This is a genomic window from Streptomyces sp. NPDC005706, from assembly GCF_040631045.1.
GTDB lineage: Bacteria > Actinomycetota > Actinomycetes > Streptomycetales > Streptomycetaceae > Streptomyces.
In genome coordinates, this window is record NZ_JBEXYS010000026.1 from 59966 (window position 1) to 77263 (window position 17298).

Below are 17298 nucleotides of genomic sequence, written 5' to 3' on the forward strand. Positions count from 1 at the left end.
CGGTCACGTGTTGCCGCGCGACTCGTCCACAAATCGGCCGTCAGCCGTTAACGTGTGCCCAGCCTCAGCGGTGCGGCCGGTCCGGTGCGCGCCGCCGGGGGACCGCCACAGGTCGGGGGACCTGGGACCTGGGTACGAGGGGCTACGGGGTGGGGTCGACGGGAATGGGATCCGTGGCCGGTGTGGCCGGCGCCGACTGCCGGCAGGCCGGACGAAACGTTTCTGACGGGGTGGGCATGATCCTCCTCGGGGCGTGTGCCGCCTGGTCGCTGATCACGGCGGCCGCTCATGAGGGGCGGCCCGAGGGCGTGCTGCTCGCGGTGCTCGCCCTGGCCGCGGGCTACGCCGCGGGGCGGATCTCCGGGTCGCTGCTGCCGGTGGCCGCGCCGGCGGCCGGTGCGGTCGTGGGAGCGGCCCTGCCGCTGGTGATGCCCGGCCTCTCCCCCGGCTCCCGGTACGCCGTCCCGCTGGGGCACGCCGGTGCCACCGCCGCGCTGCTGGCGCTGGCGGCCGGAGCGGCCTGCTGTGCCGCCTGGTCGGCGCGCCGGCCGCCGACCCGGCTCGGACTGCGGCTGCTGGCCGCCGGTATCGCGCTGACCGGCGCCGCGACGGGGTCGGCCGTCGGCTGCGCGGTCGGCGCGGCCGTTCTGCTGTGCTCGCTCGCGGCGGGCGCGATGCCCCGCCGGGGCGCCGGTGTCGCCGGGCTGGCCCTCGTGGCGGCCGTACCCGCGGCGGCGGTCTGGGCGGTGGCGGCGGACGCGCTGCCCGCCGGTCTCACCGAGGCCCTGCGGGACCGGTTCACCGCGAGCCGGCTCGGGCTGTGGCGGGACGCCCTGCGGCTGGCCGGCCACGACACCCTGCTCGGTGTCGGCCCCGGGCGCTTCGGCGAGGTCGGTGCGGTCGGGCCGCCGGGAGCACCGGCCGACGGCAGACCGCACTCGGCCCCGCTTCAGCAGGCGGCCGAGCAGGGTCTGATCGGGGTGCTGCTGCTGGTCGCCGTGCACGGCTGGATTCTGCACGCCCTGTGGCGCTCCCCGCGCTCCACCCCGGTGGTCCTCACCGCGGGCGCGGCACTGACCGCGCTCGCCGGGCTCGCCGCGGTCGGCGACGCGCTCAGCTTCACCACGGTCACGGCGGGCGCCGGTCTGCTGGCGGGGTGGGCGACGGCACGGCCGTGGGCCGGGGACGGCACGGAGCCGTAGCGCATCCGTACGGGCGGAGCCGGCCGTGTGTCAGCTGGTGGTGCCCGGTGTGATCGCCCGCAGCCGGGCTCTGATGACGCGGACCGCGGACTCCGCGTTGTCCACGGTGATCGTGAAGGTGTGGCCGTCCCACAGCCGGAGCACGATGCCCTCGCCGCGGCGGACGACGACCGCGGTGCCCTTCTCGGGGCGCCAGCGGTAGCCCCAGCCGCCCCAGTTGCAGGGGGTGACGAGGGCGGCGAAGTCGGCTCCGGCGACCTCGGAGAGCGGGATGCGGCGGCGCGGCACTCCGATGTGGCCGCAGCGCACCTCGAGGCAGTCCTTCTCGAGTTTCAGGTCGACGTGCACGAAGGCCAGCGTCCCGAAGAGGACCAGCAGGCCGGCCGCGATGCAGCCGACGACGGACATGGCCAGCGCGGCGACGCCGGAGGTCCAGGCGGACTCCACGGCCAGTTCGACGCCCAGCGCCATGCAGGCGGCGCCCACCAGCGCCAGCAGCCACTGGACCCGGTTGGTGGCGCGTCCGGTCCAGACGTCGGGGTGCGAGGCGTCCTCGGCGTGGCGGTGCTCGCTCATGGATACGAGGTTACCCAGGTTTCGGTGCGCGGGTAGCGCGCGCGGCGGGTGACCCCTCCGGGCGGCCCGGACACCGGCCGCGGCCGTCCCGGGTCAGTGCCGGTCGGCTAGCGGGCCGGCGGACGGCAGCAGCCGTCCCTCCGGGTAGAGCAGCGCGGCCGCGGGCAGCGCGCCCTCGCGGCCGCTCAGCAGCACCGTCAGCGTGCCCTCGGCCGGAGCCTCGGGAGCGGCCTTTTCGCCGAGGCGGCGCAGGGCCTGGGCGGCGACCGCCCCGGCGGAGCCGTGCAGGGCGAGCGGGGTGGCGCTTCCGTCGCGTAGGGCGGCGCGGATGCGGTCCGCCACCAGCTCGTAGTGGGTGCAGCCCAGGACGACGGTCGTGACGTCGTCCGGGGTCAGCGCGGCCGCGGCGGCGACGGCGGTGTCGATGGCCGCCTCGTCCGCGTGCTCCACGGCCTCCGCCAGCCCCCAGCAGGGCACCTCGGTGACCCGGACGCCGCCGGCGAACTCCTGGATGAGGCCGCGCTGGTAGGGGCTGCCGGTGGTGGCGGGCGTGGCCCAGATGGCGACCGGGCCGCCGCCGGCGACGGCCGGCTTGATCGCCGGGACCGTGCCGATCACCGGGATGCCGGGCTCCAGCCGGGCACGGACGGCGGGCAGCGCGTGCACGGTGGCGGTGTTGCAGCCGATGATCAGGGCGTCGGGCCGGTGGGCCGCGGCGGCGTCGGCGACGGCCAGGGCCCGTGTGGTGAGGTCCTCGGTGGTGCGCGGCCCCCAGGGCATGCCGTCGGGGTCGAGGGAGAGGACGAGATCCGCGTCGGGCCGCAGGCGCCGTACCGCGGCGGTGGCCGCCAGCAGGCCGATTCCGGAGTCCATGAGCGCGATCTTCACCCGGCCACGATAGACGATGGGCTCCGATCGGCCGGCCGGGTGGGGCAGACTGCGCCCGTGAGCGCCCTCGTGTGGATCGCCGTCGTCTCCCTCGCCGCCTGGTGCTGGCTGCTGCTGTGCCAGGGCTTCTTCTGGCGCACGGACGTCCGGCTGCCACCGCGCCGAGCTTTCGGTGACTGGCCGTCGGTGTGCGTCGTGGTGCCGGCCCGGGACGAGGCCGCGGTGCTGCCCGCGAGTCTGCCGTCGCTGCTCGCCCAGGACTATCCGGGGCGCGCCGGGATCGTCCTCGTGGACGACGGGAGCACGGACGGCACCGGGGAGCTGGCCCGCGAGCTGTCCCGCCGGCACGGAGGACTGCCGCTGACGGTGGACTCCCCCGGTGAGCCGCCGGCGGGCTGGACGGGCAAGCTCTGGGCGGTGCGCCACGGCATCGCCCTCGCACGCGCGCGTGACCCCGAGTACCTGCTCCTGACGGACGCCGACATCGCGCACGCGCCGGACAGCCTGCGGGAACTGGTGGCGGCGGCCCGAACCGGCGGCTTCGACGTGGTGTCGCAGATGGCGCGGCTGCGGGTGGAGAGCCTGTGGGAGCGGCTCGTGGTGCCGGCGTTCGTCTACTTCTTCGCGCAGCTCTATCCGTTCCGCCGGATCGGCCGGCGGGGATCGCGTACGGCGGCGGCGGCGGGCGGCTGCGTGCTGCTGCGCGCGGACATGGCGGAGCGGGCGGGCATCCCGGACGTCATCCGGCACGCCGTCATCGACGACGTCGCTCTCGCGCGCGCGGTGAAGCGCGCCGGCGGTCATGTCTGGCTGGGTCTGGCCGACCGGGTGGACAGCGTGCGGCCCTATCCGCGGCTGCACGACCTGTGGCGGATGGTCTCGCGCAGCGCCTACGCCCAGTTGCGGCACAGCCCGGCGCTGCTGCTCGGCACGGTCGCCGGGCTCGCCCTGGTGTACCTGGTGCCGCCCGCCGCCGTGCTGACGGGGGCGGCCGCCGGCAGCGCGGCCACGGCGGCGGCGGGCGCGCTCGCGTGGGCGGTGATGGCGGGAACGTACCTGCCCATGCTCCGTTACTACCGGCAGCCGCTGTGGCTCGCGCCGCTGCTGCCGTTCACCGCTCTCCTCTATCTCCTCATGACGGTGGACTCGGCCGTGCAGCACTACCGGGGGCGGGGTGCGGCCTGGAAGGGCCGCACGTACGCGCGCCCAGAGGTGCGGCCCGACGAGGGCTGACCCGGCTCACTTGCGGCCGGGTGTCCAGTTCATGCCCCAGCCGTAGGCGCGGTCCACGGTCCGCTGCGGGCTCACCCCACGGTCGGGCACCAGGTACCGCGCCTCGCGCTGGACGACGAGGTCGCCGCCCGTGTTGGTGATCAGGGCGAGCGCGCAGACCGTGGACGGGACCGTGCACTCGTCCAGGGAGAAGTCGATCGGGGCGCCGTGCTGGGGCTGGAGGGTGACCGTGGCGTGCAGGTCGGTGAAGGAGGCGGCGCCCTCGTAGATGGTGACGAAGACGAGGACGCGCCGGAAGTCCTGCTTGTGGTCGAGGTTGACGGTCAGGTTCTCGCCGTCGGCCACCGCGCCGGTGCGGTCGTCGCCGTCCAGGTGGATGTAGGGCGGACGGTTCAGCGATCCGAAGGCGTTGCCGAGGGCCTGTACGACGCCCTTGCGCCCGTCGGCGAGTTCGTACAGGGCGCACAGGTCGAGGTCCACGTCGCCCTGGCCGCCGCCCCATCGGCCGCGCCGCCCCGGGAACTGCCCCCGCACCTTCCAGTTCAGGTTGACCCGCATGGCCCCGGAGGTGCCGCCCTGCTTGGCCAGCGAGACGGAGGGGGCGGCCTTGGTGAGGGTGACCTTGGAGAGTCGGACCGGCGCGGCGGCGGCCGGGGGCGGTGGCAGCGGGACCGGCGCGGTGACCGGCGGGGGCATGGTCACGAGGGGCGGGGCGGCCGGGGGCGGCGGCGTGGCCGGCGAGTGCGGCGCGGTGTGCTGCCGCGGTTCGTCGACGGTGATACCGAAGTCCGTTGCCAGTCCCTCGAGTCCGCTGCTGTAGCCCTGGCCGACGGCGCGGAACTTCCAGCCGCCCTGGCGCCGGTACAACTCGCCGAGCAGGAAGGCGGTCTCGGAGGTCGCGCCGGGGCTGTCGAAGCGGGCGACCACCGCGCCGCCGCCGTCCTCGGTCACCTCGATGTAGAGGCCGGGGACCTGCCCGAACGTCCCGCCGTCGGCCGAGGCCGCGAGGACGATCCGGTCGACCCCGCTCTCCACGCGCGCGAGATCGACGAGCAGGGTGTCGGTGACCCGCTCACCGGTGGTCCGCTTGCCCTCGTGCCGGACCGCGCCGGAGGTGTGCGCCGGCTGGTTGTAGAAGACGAAGTCCCCGTCGGTGCGGACCTTTCCGGCCGCGAGCAGCAGCGCCGAGGCGTCCGCGTCGGGCACCTGGGGTCCCGGGCGCCAGCCCAATTCGACGCGGAGGGCCGTGGTCGGCACCGGCGCATTCGATCCTTTCGACATTGTCATGTCCGCCCCCATCGCGTGTCGGTGTGCGTCCCGGCCGTTCCCGGACGCCCCGGGTGATCGCTGCCCGCCCAACCTATTCCCGGCGGCGGCGAACGCACATGCGGAGCGCAGGAAGATCGCCGGTCAACCGCCGGTAACCCGCCAGGAGCTCGGCTTTTACACGATCCAAACCCGGATCGGCGTCCTTTTTTGCCGAGTTCGCTCGTATTGGGGATCCCACGTCACTGCCGACACGGAAAACAACCCTCTTATCGGTCTCCCCAACCAGCACATCGTGGGCTTAACTTATGTGCCATGACCTCCCCCCGCTCCACTTATGGCGGCGGCTACTACTCCGCCTCCTTCCCGGACACTCCGATCTACGACTCCCTCGTGGCCGAGCGGGGTACCCCGCAGATCGCCCCGATCCGGGTCCCCGCCGCGTACGACACGGGCAGCCACCTGCCCGCGCTGCCGTCGGCGCTGCCCGCCCTCCCGGCGGGCCCTTCGTACCAGGCCCCCGCCTACGGCTACCCGCAGGCGCCGCAGCCCGCCCCGCTGCAGCAGGCGCCCACGGCGTACATCCCGCAGCAGGCGAGCGCGCCGCGCGGTTATCCGGGCCCGCAGGCGCCGCAGCAGCAGCGCCCGATGGCCGGCGGCACGGGGTACGAGGCGATGCGCCCGGCCGCCCCGCGGCCCGCGCCGGCTCCCTACCAGGATCCGTACAACAACCAGCAGTACCGCGGCTACTGACCTGCGGCCCCGGCCGCCGCTGCCACCTGGCACGATGGCCGCATGGGGAACGCACGACTGCGGTCGATCCACGTCCATCCGGTCAAGGCGTTCCGGGGCGTCTCGCCCCGGGAGGCCGTGGTGGAGCCCTGGGGGCTGGCCGGGGACCGACGCTGGACGCTGATCGACGACGGGGGAAAGGTCGTCACACAACGCGAGCAGCCGCGTCTCGCGCTTGCCGCCGCCGAGCCCATGCCCGGCGGCGGCATTCGCCTGTCGGCGCCCGGACGTGAACCGCTGGAGGTCGCGGTCCCGGAACCGGCCGCCACCGTGCCGGTGAACATCTTCGGCGCGAAGGTGGCGGCGGTCCCGGCGTCCGGCTCCGCTCACGCGTGGTGTTCCGGCCATCTGGGCGCCGGTGTCCGACTGGTCCACATGGACGATCCGGCCTCCCGCCGCCCGCTGGACCCTCGGCACGCTCGGCCGGGCGAGACGGTGAGCTTCGCCGACGGCTATCCCCTGCTGGTCACCACCGTCGCCTCCCTCGACGCCCTGAACGAACTGATGGCGCGGGGCGATCACGCCGCCGAGGGTCCGCTGCCGATGAACCGCTTCCGGCCGAGCGTGGTCGTCGAGGGCACCGAGCCGTGGGCGGAGGACGACTGGTCCGGCCTCTCCATCGGCGAAGTGGCCTTCCGGGTCGCCAAGGCCTGCGCCCGCTGCGTGGTGACCACGACCGACCAGGACACCGCCCGGCGCGGCCGCGAGCCCCTGCACACCCTGGCCCGGCACCGCAAGACCGGCGGCAGGCTGCTGTTCGGCCAGAACCTGGTGCCGCTCGGGCCCGGCACCATCCGGGTGGGCGACCCGGTACGGGTGTCGTCGTGACTCGTGGGAACCCCGGCGCGGGGCCCGGTCGTTGGGACACCATGAGAAATGCGTGAACGGCCCGGGCCGGAAGCGAGGTCACTCGCTCCCGGCCCGGGCCCGGGGGTGTGTGGCTCCTCGGGGGACCGCCGGGGAGCGGAAGGGGGTGGGGAACGTGCGGGCCATCGCAGGCCTGTGGCGCTGGCGGCGCAATCCGCTGCGCCGGGCGACCGATATGACCGAGGCCTGGGTCGCCCTCGTGGCACTGGTGCTGATCGCCGTGGCCGCACCGGTGACCGGCACACTGGTCGGGGTGACGGCCCAGGACTCCCTGCAGCGCTCCGCGCGGGAGCAGCAGCACGAACGCCACCTCGTCATGGCGACCGTGGTGCGAAGACTCGGCGGCGCCCCGGTGGAGACCGACCCCGACACCAGCGCCGTGGGGGACGCCCACAGCCGGGTCCTCGCCGATTGGACGGCGCCCGACGGCGGCCACCGGCGCGGACCCGCGCTGGCGAAGCTCAGATCACCGCGTCCGGGCGACCGTTTCGGACTCTGGACGGACCGGTACGGCCGTGTGACGACACGCCCGCTGGACTCCCCCACCGCGACGACGCACGCCGTACTCGCGGGTCTGGGCGCCGCGTTGCTGACCGCGGGCCTGGTCGAGTGCGCCCGGCGGCTGATCGTGTGGCGCATGGTCCGCCGCCGCTACGCGCGCTGGGACCGGGCCTGGGACCGGGCGGGTCCGGACTGGGGCAAGGCGGGCACCGGCAGCTGACGGCCTTGCGGCTCTGGTCATCCCACCACCCGCGCGCACGCTACGGTGGAGCGGCCGACTCGCATTCGGCACCAAACCCGCGTACTACGAGGTGGGGGCACGGCAACGCCATGGCACAGGGCACGGTCCAGGTGACGCACAGCGGAACTTCGCGGTGGCGTCGCCGCACGGGTGAGTACGCTTCGCTCGCCGCAGCCCTGGAGGCCGCCGCCGACGGCGACGTCCTCACCATCGCTCCCGGCACCTACCGGGAGAACCTGGTCGTGCGGCGGCCGGTGACCCTGCGGGGTCCCGAGGGCGCCCCGGGCTCGGTGCGGATCGCGCCGGCGGACGGTGTCCCGCTGACCGTGCGGGCCTCGGCGGTCGTACAGGACCTGCATGTGGAGGGCCAGGACGCGGCGGCGCCCGCCCTGCTGGTGGAGGAGGGCACGCCCGAGCTGAGGGACGTGCGGATCGTCACCCGGTCCGCCGCGGGCATCGAGGTGCGGGGCGGGGCGCGCCCGACCGTGCGCCGCTGCACCGTCGACAACCCGGCCGGTATCGGCATCGCCGTACTCGACGGCGCGGGCGGGGTGTTCGAGGAGTGCGAGGTCGTCGCGGCGGGGCAGGCGGGGGTCTCGGTCCATGGCGGCGCCCATCCCCGGCTGGAGCGCTGCCGGGTGCACCACGCCGCCGGCAACGGGCTGACCGCGACCGGGGACGACTCGGCGCTGGAGGCGGTCGGTTGCGAGGTGTACGAGGTCCGGGGCTCCGGGGTGCAGGTCACCGGGCGGGCCACGGCTCATCTCACCGACTGCGATCTGCACCGCACCACGGCCGACGGCGTCACGCTGGACACGGACGCGGTACTCACGCTCGCCGACTGCCGGATCCACGACGTCCCGGAGAACGCGATCGACCTGCGCTCCCGCTCGGTGCTCACGCTGACCCGGACGACGGTCCGTCAGTTCGGCCGCAACGGGCTGTCGGTGTGGGACCCGGGCACCCGGGTCGACGCCAACCAGTGCGAGATCTTCGACAGCACCGGTGACTATCCGGCGGTGTGGGTGAGCGACGGCGCCACCGCGGTGCTCGACGCCTGCCGGGTGCACGACGTGCCGGACGCGCTGTTCGTGCTGGACCGCGGCTCACGCGCGGACGTGGTGGACAGCGATCTGTACCAGGTGCGCAACACGGCGGTGTCGGTGAGCGACGGCGCGACCGCGCAGCTCGACGACTGCCGGATCCGGGACGCGGCCACCGGTGCCTGGTTCCGCGACCACGGCAGCGGCGGCAACCTCGGCAACTGCACCCTGGACGGCACCCAGACCGGTGTGATCGTCACCAAGGGCGCCGACCCCACCGTCGAGCGGTGCACGGTCGACTCCCCCGCCGAGGCGGGCTTCTACGTGTCCGCGGGCGGCCGGGGCACCTTCGTGGACTGCCGGGTCGTCGGCAGCGGCGGCTACGGCTTCCACGTGATCGACGGATGCCGCACGACGCTGCGCAAGTGCCGCACGGAGCGGTGCGCGCGCGGTGGATTCGAGTTCGCGGACGCCGGGCCGGACACGGGCTCCGGGACGGGTCCGGTGGTGGAGGACTGCACCAGCGACGAGAGCGGCGGTCTCCGGCCGCCGGCACCGCGCGAGACGGCCGGGCAGTCGGCGACCCCCTCCTCCGCGGGCCTGCTCGGAGCCATCCCCGGCCAGCGCGTCCTGGACGCGGAACCGGCCGTCGCCGCGGTCGGGCCCGAGCAGCCGGTCCGGCCCCCGAAGGCCGTCCTCGGTGAACTGGACGCACTGGTGGGCCTGGAGAGCGTCAAGCGGGAGGTCCGCGCGCTGACCGACATGATCGAGGTGGGCCGGCGCCGGCAGCAGGCGGGCCTGAAGGCGGCCTCGGTCAAACGGCACCTGGTCTTCACCGGCTCCCCCGGCACGGGCAAGACGACGGTGGCCCGGCTGTACGGCGAGATCCTCGCCTCCCTCGGCGTGCTGGAGAAGGGCCATCTGGTCGAGGTGTCCCGGGTGGACCTGGTCGGTGAGCACATCGGCTCGACGGCGATCCGCACCCAGGAGGCGTTCCAGCGGGCGCGCGGCGGTGTGCTGTTCATCGACGAGGCGTACGCGCTCTCCCCGGAGGACGCCGGGCGCGACTTCGGCAAGGAGGCCATCGACACGCTGGTGAAGCTGATGGAGGACCACCGGGACGCGGTGGTGGTGATCGTCGCCGGCTACACGGCCGAGATGGAGCGCTTCCTCTCCGTCAACCCCGGTGTCGCTTCCCGGTTCTCACGGACCATCACCTTCGGTGACTACGGCGCCGACGAGCTGCTCAGGATCGTGGAGCAGCAGGCCGACGAGCACGAGTACCGGCTGACTCCGGGCGCGTCCGAGTCGCTGCTGAAGTACTTCACGGCGATCCCCAAGGGTGCCGCTTTCGGCAACGGCCGTACCGCGCGTCAGACGTTCGAGGCGATGGTGGAACGGCACGCGAGCCGTGTCGCCCAGCTCGCCGACCCCAGCACCGACGACCTGACCCTGCTGTACGGCGAGGACCTGCCCGAGCTGCCCTGACCGGAGCGTCCGGCCGGGACCGTCACGGTTCCGGGTGGTCGGGGCGCTGGGTGGGCAGGCCGGGTCGCAGGCGGGTCAGGAGGCGGGCCCGTTCGCGGGCGAAGGCCGGGTCGGCCTGGTAGTCGGAGTGGCCGAGGATCGGGGCCGGCAGCGGGTGCTCGGGGGTGCGGCCGTAGGCGAGGGGGTCGCGCAGGGGTTCGTGGTCCACCTCTGGGCCGCAGTCGCCGGGGAGACGGACCGGGCCGCCGATGGGGTCGGTGGGGCGGTGGAGGTTGCGCCAGCAGGCGACGTCCCGGTGCAGTGCGGCCAGCGCGGGCGGGCCGAAGTGGGCCGGGAACCAGCGGCCGTAGAGGCGCTCCAGCGGGGAGCCGTAGGTGAGCAGGGCCACCCGTTTGCGGGCCGACGGGCTGAGCTGCCAGGCGGCGGACGCGGCCAGCACGCTGCCCTGGGAGTGGCCGGACAGCACCAGCCGGCCGCCGGTGCGCGCGGTCCAGGTCGCCATCCGCCAGGTCAGGTCCGGCACCGCGCGCTCGGCGTAGCAGGGCGGGGCGAAGGGGTGGGCGGCGCGCGGCCAGAAGGTGCCGACGTCCCAGAGAATGCCGATGGTGCGCCGGGCGGAGGCGTCCCGGTAGGCGCGCCGGCCCCACGTGACGAACAGCAGGAAACCTATTCCGACCAGCCAGGAACCCAGCGCCTGCGAGGTCTCGGCGGCCGCCTGGACGACGTCGTACGTCCGCCGCGCCGCCCCTTCGGGTGGCTTGCCGGTGGCCAGGGCGCCCGCCAGCGCGGCGGCGCCCAGCAGCAGGGTGGTGGCGCAGAGCACGCCGATGACCAGCGGTGCCCGGTCGGTGAGGGTGGCCATGGCCCGCGCATGGGCGATACGGCGGGTGCGGGCCGGGTCCTCGGGCTCGCCGGGATGCTCGTGCCGTACCCGGTCGCGCTCGGCGCGGGCGAGCCGTGCGGTGCGCCGGGCCAGGTGGGCGGCGAGGAGCAGCAGCACCGCCAGCAGCGGCGGGATGACGGAGGCCTGCCAGGTCAGCAGTACCGGCGGCCCGTCGAGGAGGGCACGGGTGCCGTCCAGCCAGTCGGCGACGCGCTGTGCGACGCCGCCGGACATGACGCCGCCCAGCGCGCAGGCGAGCAGCGCCACCGCCGGCCCGCCGAGGCCGTGTCCCGCGGCGCGCGGGTCGGGGCGCCGGCGGTAGAGGTCGTGGGCGACGACGGCGAGGGCGACGACGACGAGTCCCTGGGTCAGCATGAGGGCGCCGAAGGCCGCGTCACCGGGCAGCCGGCCGGCGGACCGCCAGCCGGGGCGGGACCAGCCGGCGTGGACGAGGGTGAGCAGCAGCAGGACGAGGGCGCCGAGCGGCAGGCGGCGGACGAGGTGGCGGTCGAGCCGGTGGTCGGGGCACCGCTCGCTGCGGCCGCGGCGGCAGACGACGGCCACCACGGCCGCCGCACCGCCGAGCAGGGCCGCGGCGAGGAGCCAGCCGAGCACGTTCAGGGCGGCCGGCCCGCCGGGACGGTGGTCGAAGCGGGCCGTGGGCGTGGCGACGGCGGCGGCGACCGTGAGCAGGCCGGCCGCGGTGTGGGCGGCGCGCAGCCGGGCCACCAGGCGGCGCCCGTACCAGAAGCCGGGCCGGGCCAGTGCGCTCGCGTCGGTCTCCGGCTCGGGATCACGGGACATCGGCTGGTGGGACTCGTAGGCGTTCCAGGTGCGGTGCGAGAGGTACCAGAGCAGGGCGGTCAGCACGGCCGGGATCAGCGCGGCGAGCGCGAGGCGGCGGCCCGGCCGGGTCCACCAGGCGTCGCCGGCCACGGCAGGGGAGAGGAAGCCGAGCCAGGTGTGGCGGCGGGCGCAGTCCGTGACGCCCGCGCACTGCCAGGCGACCAGGTCGAGCGCGACCTCACAGGCGGCGGCCGTGAGCAGCACGGTCAGGGTGAGCGCGGCCAGCCGCACGAGGAGGCCGTAGAGCCGGACGGTGCGCCTGCGGCCGTGGGCGGCGGGGCGCATCCAGTGGGCGAGGTTGACCACCATGAAGGGCAGCAGCAGGAGCCAGAGGGCGCGGGTGCCGTCACCGGACGTGAGGTTGCACCAGACGTACGCCTCCTGGACCGGTTCGCCGCGGGTTCCGGCCGCGGCCGCCGGTTTCCCGGCGTCGGCGGCGCGCCGGAAGATCGCGGCCGTGTCGTCGCCGGTGATCCGGACGGTGCGGGGGTCGTCGAGCATCTTCTCGGGTGTGGTGCCGCCGACGCCGTGCACCAGGAGTTCCAGCTCGGCACCGGCCGGTGCGGGCCGTAAGTCGGAGCCGTCCGTCTCCGGCCCGGGACTGCGTTCCTGCGCACGTTCCACTGTCAGCACTTCCCCCGTGACGCGTCTGCCGGACACCTGCCCACGCGGGCTTCAGGTTCTCCGTTTCCCGGCCCTTGTACACCTCTCGTCACGGAATCTCCCCGATCCGTGTGACAACGGTCCCGGGTCCCGGTGCCGGGCCCCGACCGCAATGACATGCGCGCGTCGGGAAAGGCGGTGGCGCGACCGCCGCCGTCCCGTGAAAAGATGGAACGCCCGTGCATCGGGGACCGCTGGACCTCCAGGTCGGAGCCGGTGCGGCGGGCGGGTCGGACGACGGATCGCGACGAAGGGACCGGAGCGTACGTGAGTGAGAATCAGAACCTCCTCGCGGAGCAGCGTCGCGCCCTGATCCTGGACGAGGTCCGGCGCCGGGGCGGCGTCCGGGTCAACGAACTGACCCGCAAGCTCGGCGTGTCCGACATGACCGTACGGCGTGATCTGGACGCGCTGGCCCGCCAGGGCATGCTGGAGAAGGTGCACGGCGGCGCGGTCCCGGTGGTCGAGGCGAGCACGCACGAGCCGGGTTTCGAGGCGAAGTCGGCTCTGGAGCTGTCCGCCAAGGAGGACATCGCGCGGTCCGCCGCCCGGCTGGTCACTCCGGGCACGGCGATCGCCCTGTCGGGCGGTACGACGACCTACGCGCTCGCGCAGCACCTGCTGGAGGTGCCCGACCTGACCGTGGTGACGAACTCGGTGCGGGTCGCCGACGTCTTCCACGCGGCGCAGGGCACCTCCGGGCAGCGGCAGGGCGCGGCGACGGTGGTGCTGACCGGCGGGGTGCGCACCCCGTCCGACTCGCTGGTGGGCCCGGTGGCCGACCAGGCGATCGCCGCGCTCCACTTCGATCTGCTCTTCCTCGGCGTGCACGGGATATCGGTGGAGGCCGGACTGTCCACACCGAACCTCGCGGAGGCCGAGACGAACCGCCGGCTGGTGCAGTCGGCGCGCCGGGTCGTGGTGGTGGCCGACCACACCAAGTGGGGGACGGTGGGCCTGAGTTCGTTCGCCGGGCTGGCGCAGGTGGACACGCTGGTCACCGACGCGGGTCTGCCCGCCGAGGCACGCACGGAGATCGCCGAACACCTGCACCGGCTGGTGGTGGCGGGCGAGACCGAGGACGACGAGGAAATCTGACAGGGCGTCGGCCGGCCCTCAGCCCGGCCACACGCCCGTGGCCAGCAGCGACTCGATCGCGGCCGTGTAGGGGACGATGTCCAGGCCCTGCTCCTCGAGCCAGGAGTCGGAGTAGTACTTGTCCAGGTAGCGGTCCCCCGGGTCGCACAGCAGGGTGACGACGCTGCCGGTGCGGCCCTCGGTCACCATCTCGGAGACGATCTTCAGCGCGCTCCACAGGCCGGTGCCCGTCGAGCCGCCTGCCTTGCGGCCGATGGTCCGCTCCAGGGCGCGTACGGCGGCCACGCTGGCCGCGTCCGGGACCTTCATCATCCGGTCGATGGCGCCGGGCACGAAGCTCGGCTCCATGCGCGGCCGGCCGATGCCCTCGATCCGGGAGCCGCAGTCACAGGTGACGTCCGGATCGCCGGTGGTCCAGCCCTCGAAGAAGCAGGAGTTGTCCGGGTCGGCGACACAGATGCGGGTGTCGTACTGCATGTAGTGCACGTAGCGCGCCAGGGTCGCCGAGGTACCGCCGGTGCCGGCCGTGGCGACGATCCAGGCGGGCTCCGGAAACCGCTCCAACTCCAGCTGACGGAAGATGGATTCGGCGATGTTGTTGTTGCCGCGCCAGTCGGTGGCCCGCTCGGCGTAGGTGAACTGGTCCATGTAGTGGCCGCCGGTCTCCACCGCGAGGCGGGCGGACTCCTCGTACATCTTCCGGGAGTCGTCCACGAAGTGGCACTGCCCGCCGTGGAACTCGATCAGACGGCACTTCTCGGCGCTGGTCGTGCGTGGCATGACCGCGATGAAGGGCACGCCGATCAGCTTGGCGAAGTACGCCTCGGAGACGGCCGTCGAGCCGCTGGACGCCTCGATCACCGGGCGGTCCGGCCGGATCCAGCCATTGCACAGGCCGTAGAGGAACAGGGAGCGGGCGAGCCGGTGCTTGAGGCTGCCGGTGGGGTGCGTCGACTCGTCCTTCAGGTACAGGTCGATGCCCCACCGCTCGGGCAGCGGGAAGCGCAGCAGGTGCGTGTCCGCCGAGCGGTTGGCGTCGGCCTGGACCTTGCGGACGGCTTCTTTCAGCCAGCCGCGGTAGGTGGCGTCGCTGCGGTCGACGTCGAGGGTGGTGCCGGTCCGGGTCTGTGGGGTGGTGCTCACGGCGGGGCTCCTTACGCTGAGCGGCGACGGCGCCTCGGGCGGCCGGCACTTCGCATCATAGGCACCTTCCACACCTCTTCTCACCTGCATAAACGTATCTTTGAGCCGCTCAAAGGGACCCTGGGGCACCGCCGCGCGAGGCGCCCCGGGGCGCATTGGCGCGAGTGCTCCGGGCGCCCCTCGCGCGCGCCCCCTGCGCACTGGTGCTCCCGACCTCGCCGGGGCAGACTGCACCGGACGGGACGATCGTCCCGGACAGCGGCGCACACTGGATCACGGCACCGCGCCGGCCCGGACCGGTACGACCGGACACGGGCCGGATCCGGACCCACGCGGTCCGGCATCGCGGCGAAGGACGCGCACAAGGGGGCGGCAGGACATGGCGGAGCCGGAGTTCACGGCCAAGGGCGTGCGGATCGGCAAACGGCTGCGTTCGCTCACCCGGGCCGGGCAGGTCCGGATCAGCGACGGCCGGGTGGAGTTGCTCACCAGTTACGGCAGCGAGATCGACAGCGCTCCGGTGCAGGCGGTGCGCGCCTCCAGGCCGTGGTTCGCCCCGGAGGACCGGGCGCACGCCGACCTCAACGGGAAGCGGTACTCGCTGACGCTGGGTGAGCACGATCCCGCTCCGGGCGAGCCGGGGCCGCCCGCGGCACGGCGGTTCATCGAAGCGGTGCGCCGCGCGGCCGGGCGCGGCGGCTGACCGGCAACCGACGGTGGCGAGTTGCGGGAGCGCATCCGCTGCGTCACGCTGGTCTCACGTCACTCTGGGTTTACCGGCGATAACGCTGCGAACCAGCCCGCCGGCCCTCACAGCAGGCGGACGTTTGGACGCAAGCACCCTGCTGGATCCGTTTGTTCTCCGTGTTTCCTCCGGTTCCTCCGGACCTCACATCGGGGAGTCGCAGCCGTGATCAGTCACTCAAGCAGGCACTGCACGGTGGAGCTCCAAGCCCTGCCGTCGCGGATCGGCCAGGTCCGCAGAATCGTATCTGCGCAATTGCGCTACTGGCATATGGACCCGTTGATCGACCGGGCCGCGCTCGGTGTCACCGAGCTGCTCAGCAACGTCCACCGGCACGCCCGGCCCGACAAGTCGTGCACCGTCGAGCTGGAACTGCTGGTCGACCGGCTCACGGTCTCGGTGCGCGACCACGATCCGCGCCTTCCCGTGGTCGCCGACCCCGCCGGGGCGCCGGACCTCGTTCCGCTGGCCACCTGCGGACGGGGCCTGGTGATGGTGGCCGCGATGAGCGAGAGCTGGGGGGCGCGCCCCGAGGGCGACGACGGCAAGGTCGTGTGGTTCACCCTGCCCGCGCCGTCCACGGCGGTCCGGCAGCCGGCCCGCTCGCCGCGGCCCGCGGCCGAGCGGCGGCCCGCGCCCCGGCTCACGGAGGCGCGACCGGCCCCGGTGGCGCCCACCCCGGTCACCGCGGCTCCCGCCCCCGCCCCCGCCCCCGCCGTGGCGCATGCCTCGGCCGTGGCATCCGCTCCCGCCCGGTCGGCCGTTCCCGGCTGACCGGGCGGTGACGCCACCACGGGTGACGCCACCACGACGTACGGACGGGGCGGGTCGCGCCGACCCGCCCGCCCGTGTGCCGTGGCGGGGTGCGACAGGACGCGAAACGGGTTTCCTGTCCTGCCGCGCACCGTCCGGCCCGTGACTTCACGGCGCTCGCGCCGGGTGCGCCGCTCACTTCGCGGCGATCGCGCCGAGTGCGTCCCGCCAGGCGGGAAAGCCGACGCCCATACCGTCGCGGGTGCGGGCGGCGGAGCGCACCGCCGTCGTCGTGGTCGTCATGCCGTCCGGTCCTTGCGGCCGAAGTGCTCCTCCAGGACGGACATCCGGCGCCAGTACTCGTCCTCGTCGATCTCGCCGGAGGCGAAGCGGCGGCCGAGTACCGCGAGCGGCGCGTCGCCCGCCGGGCGGCCACCGTCCACCGGCCGCCACGGCCCCCTCCCCCGCCGGCCGGTGCGGCGCAGGAAGGTGACGGCGCCGATCACGACGGCCGCCCAGATCAGGGGGAAGAAGAGGATCCACGGGCCGGGCCCGCCGTCCCAGTTCGCCAGGGTCTGCATCTCGTTCGTCTCCGTCGTCGTCTCGGGGGTTCGGGTGATGTCACGAGACTCCCTCGGGAGGGGGTCCGGGTCGTCGTGCGGCCGGCGGCAGTGCGTATACCCCCGCGGGAGTACGCGAGGGAGTCGCCGTACCCGCCGCACCGGGTGCGGCCGTGGCCCGATCGTGCGGATCCCTGGCCCCCGGACGGGTTCCGGTGCGGGCCGCGGCCCGGAGGATGGGAGGCGGGACCGGAACACCGCCGGTCCGCGACCCGAGGAGACGAGACGCCGATGGCACTGGAGATGCGCGACCGCTGCGAGCGCTGCGGGACCGCCGCCCTTCCGGCGGACGGCCCGGCCCGCATCTGCTCGTACGAGTGCACGTACTGCGTGCCGTGCGGCGAGGCCCTGGGGCAGGTCTGCCCCACCTGCGGCGGGGAACTGGCCGCCCGGCCCCGGCGCCGGACACGCGCGGACGCGTAGGCCCCGTCTCCCACGGCGGCCGGGTCG

16 protein-coding genes are annotated in these 17298 nt (G+C 74.3%); 10 read left to right on the forward strand and 6 right to left on the reverse strand.

Annotation, left to right across the window (positions count from 1 at the left end; all coding sequences use genetic code 11):
* Positions 1-236: 236 nt before the first annotated feature.
* The gene (locus tag ABZ478_RS30085; protein ID WP_359554072.1) at positions 237-1202 is read left to right on the forward strand and encodes an O-antigen ligase family protein; all 966 of its coding nucleotides are present in this window, start codon (positions 237-239) and stop codon (positions 1200-1202) included.
* A gap of 30 nt (positions 1203-1232) precedes the next feature.
* On the opposite strand, the gene ABZ478_RS30090 is transcribed toward ABZ478_RS30085, so the two are convergent.
* Positions 1233-1778 carry a hypothetical protein gene (locus ABZ478_RS30090; RefSeq protein ID WP_358929250.1) on the reverse strand — a complete coding sequence of 182 codons (546 nt, stop codon included), beginning with the start codon at positions 1776-1778 and terminating at the stop codon, positions 1233-1235.
* Positions 1779-1871: 93 nt separating this feature from the next.
* Entirely contained in the window at positions 1872-2666 is a 795-nt protein-coding gene (locus ABZ478_RS30095; protein WP_359554074.1) for an aspartate/glutamate racemase family protein, read from the reverse strand.
* A 57-nt stretch (positions 2667-2723) separates the two neighbouring features.
* Between ABZ478_RS30095 and ABZ478_RS30100 the strand changes: the two genes are divergently transcribed.
* The gene (locus ABZ478_RS30100) at positions 2724-3899 is read left to right on the forward strand and encodes a glycosyltransferase (RefSeq protein ID WP_359554076.1); all 1176 of its coding nucleotides are present in this window, start codon (positions 2724-2726) and stop codon (positions 3897-3899) included.
* Positions 3900-3905: 6 nt separating this feature from the next.
* Here the strand turns inward: ABZ478_RS30100 and ABZ478_RS30105 are convergent, their stop codons facing one another.
* Complete coding sequence (locus tag ABZ478_RS30105; RefSeq protein ID WP_359554078.1) at positions 3906-5198, reverse strand: TerD family protein; 1293 nt, start codon at positions 5196-5198, stop codon at positions 3906-3908.
* Positions 5199-5480: 282 nt separating this feature from the next.
* Here ABZ478_RS30105 and ABZ478_RS30110 point away from each other — a divergent pair, with 282 nt between their 5' ends.
* The 4 genes from ABZ478_RS30110 to ABZ478_RS30125 all read left to right on the forward strand — a co-directional run bounded on the left by ABZ478_RS30110 (position 5481) and on the right by ABZ478_RS30125 (position 10097).
* Positions 5481-5918, forward strand: coding sequence for a DUF6643 family protein (locus ABZ478_RS30110; RefSeq protein WP_359554080.1), 438 nt, complete (start codon positions 5481-5483; stop codon positions 5916-5918).
* Positions 5919-5960: 42 nt separating this feature from the next.
* A complete protein-coding gene (locus ABZ478_RS30115; protein ID WP_359554081.1) occupies positions 5961-6785 on the forward strand; it encodes an MOSC N-terminal beta barrel domain-containing protein in 825 nt (274 codons plus the stop codon).
* 154 nt (positions 6786-6939) lie between these two features.
* Complete coding sequence (locus ABZ478_RS30120; protein WP_359554082.1) at positions 6940-7545, forward strand: hypothetical protein; 606 nt, start codon at positions 6940-6942, stop codon at positions 7543-7545.
* Positions 7546-7655: 110 nt separating this feature from the next.
* Entirely contained in the window at positions 7656-10097 is a 2442-nt protein-coding gene (locus ABZ478_RS30125) for a right-handed parallel beta-helix repeat-containing protein (protein WP_359554084.1), read from the forward strand.
* A gap of 22 nt (positions 10098-10119) precedes the next feature.
* On the opposite strand, the gene ABZ478_RS30130 is transcribed toward ABZ478_RS30125, so the two are convergent.
* Positions 10120-12450 carry a hypothetical protein gene (locus ABZ478_RS30130; RefSeq protein ID WP_359554086.1) on the reverse strand — a complete coding sequence of 777 codons (2331 nt, stop codon included), beginning with the start codon at positions 12448-12450 and terminating at the stop codon, positions 10120-10122.
* 306 nt (positions 12451-12756) lie between these two features.
* On the opposite strand from ABZ478_RS30130, the gene ABZ478_RS30135 reads away from it, so the two are divergent.
* On the forward strand, positions 12757-13587 hold the full coding sequence (locus ABZ478_RS30135) for a DeoR/GlpR family DNA-binding transcription regulator (RefSeq protein WP_359554087.1): 831 nt from the start codon (positions 12757-12759) through the stop codon (positions 13585-13587).
* A gap of 18 nt (positions 13588-13605) precedes the next feature.
* Here ABZ478_RS30135 and ABZ478_RS30140 read toward each other — a convergent pair whose 3' ends face one another.
* Positions 13606-14730 carry a PLP-dependent cysteine synthase family protein gene (locus ABZ478_RS30140; RefSeq protein ID WP_359554088.1) on the reverse strand — a complete coding sequence of 375 codons (1125 nt, stop codon included), beginning with the start codon at positions 14728-14730 and terminating at the stop codon, positions 13606-13608.
* 379 nt (positions 14731-15109) lie between these two features.
* Here ABZ478_RS30140 and ABZ478_RS30145 point away from each other — a divergent pair, with 379 nt between their 5' ends.
* Together ABZ478_RS30145 and ABZ478_RS30150 are read left to right on the forward strand one after the other, a co-directional pair.
* Positions 15110-15433, forward strand: coding sequence for a hypothetical protein (locus tag ABZ478_RS30145; RefSeq protein WP_351660537.1), 324 nt, complete (start codon positions 15110-15112; stop codon positions 15431-15433).
* Between the two features lie 207 nt (positions 15434-15640).
* Positions 15641-16249: an ATP-binding protein gene (locus ABZ478_RS30150; RefSeq protein ID WP_359554089.1), complete on the forward strand. Its 609-nt coding sequence runs from the start codon at positions 15641-15643 to the stop codon at positions 16247-16249.
* Positions 16250-16527: 278 nt separating this feature from the next.
* Here the strand turns inward: ABZ478_RS30150 and ABZ478_RS30155 are convergent, their stop codons facing one another.
* Positions 16528-16809 (reverse strand): SHOCT domain-containing protein, encoded by a 282-nt coding sequence (locus tag ABZ478_RS30155; protein WP_359554090.1) that lies wholly within the window; start codon positions 16807-16809, stop codon positions 16528-16530.
* Between the two features lie 270 nt (positions 16810-17079).
* Between ABZ478_RS30155 and ABZ478_RS30160 the strand changes: the two genes are divergently transcribed.
* Complete coding sequence (locus ABZ478_RS30160; RefSeq protein WP_359554092.1) at positions 17080-17271, forward strand: DUF1272 domain-containing protein; 192 nt, start codon at positions 17080-17082, stop codon at positions 17269-17271.
* Positions 17272-17298: the final 27 nt, after the last annotated feature.

Excerpts from the sequence above, each read along its gene's own strand:
- ABZ478_RS30085 (WP_359554072.1), top strand. The coding sequence starts at position 237 with ATGATCCTCCTCGGGGCGTGTGCCGCCTGGTCGCTGATCACGGCGGCC.
- ABZ478_RS30090 (WP_358929250.1), bottom strand. The coding sequence starts at position 1,778 with ATGAGCGAGCACCGCCACGCCGAGGACGCCTCGCACCCCGACGTCTGG.
- ABZ478_RS30105 (WP_359554078.1), bottom strand. The coding sequence starts at position 5,198 with ATGGGGGCGGACATGACAATGTCGAAAGGATCGAATGCGCCGGTGCCG.
- ABZ478_RS30110 (WP_359554080.1), top strand. The coding sequence starts at position 5,481 with ATGACCTCCCCCCGCTCCACTTATGGCGGCGGCTACTACTCCGCCTCC.
- ABZ478_RS30115 (WP_359554081.1), top strand. The coding sequence starts at position 5,961 with ATGGGGAACGCACGACTGCGGTCGATCCACGTCCATCCGGTCAAGGCG.
- ABZ478_RS30125 (WP_359554084.1), top strand. The coding sequence starts at position 7,656 with ATGGCACAGGGCACGGTCCAGGTGACGCACAGCGGAACTTCGCGGTGG.
- ABZ478_RS30145 (WP_351660537.1), top strand. The coding sequence starts at position 15,110 with ATGGCGGAGCCGGAGTTCACGGCCAAGGGCGTGCGGATCGGCAAACGG.
- ABZ478_RS30155 (WP_359554090.1), bottom strand. The coding sequence starts at position 16,809 with ATGCAGACCCTGGCGAACTGGGACGGCGGGCCCGGCCCGTGGATCCTC.
- ABZ478_RS30160 (WP_359554092.1), top strand. The coding sequence starts at position 17,080 with ATGGCACTGGAGATGCGCGACCGCTGCGAGCGCTGCGGGACCGCCGCC.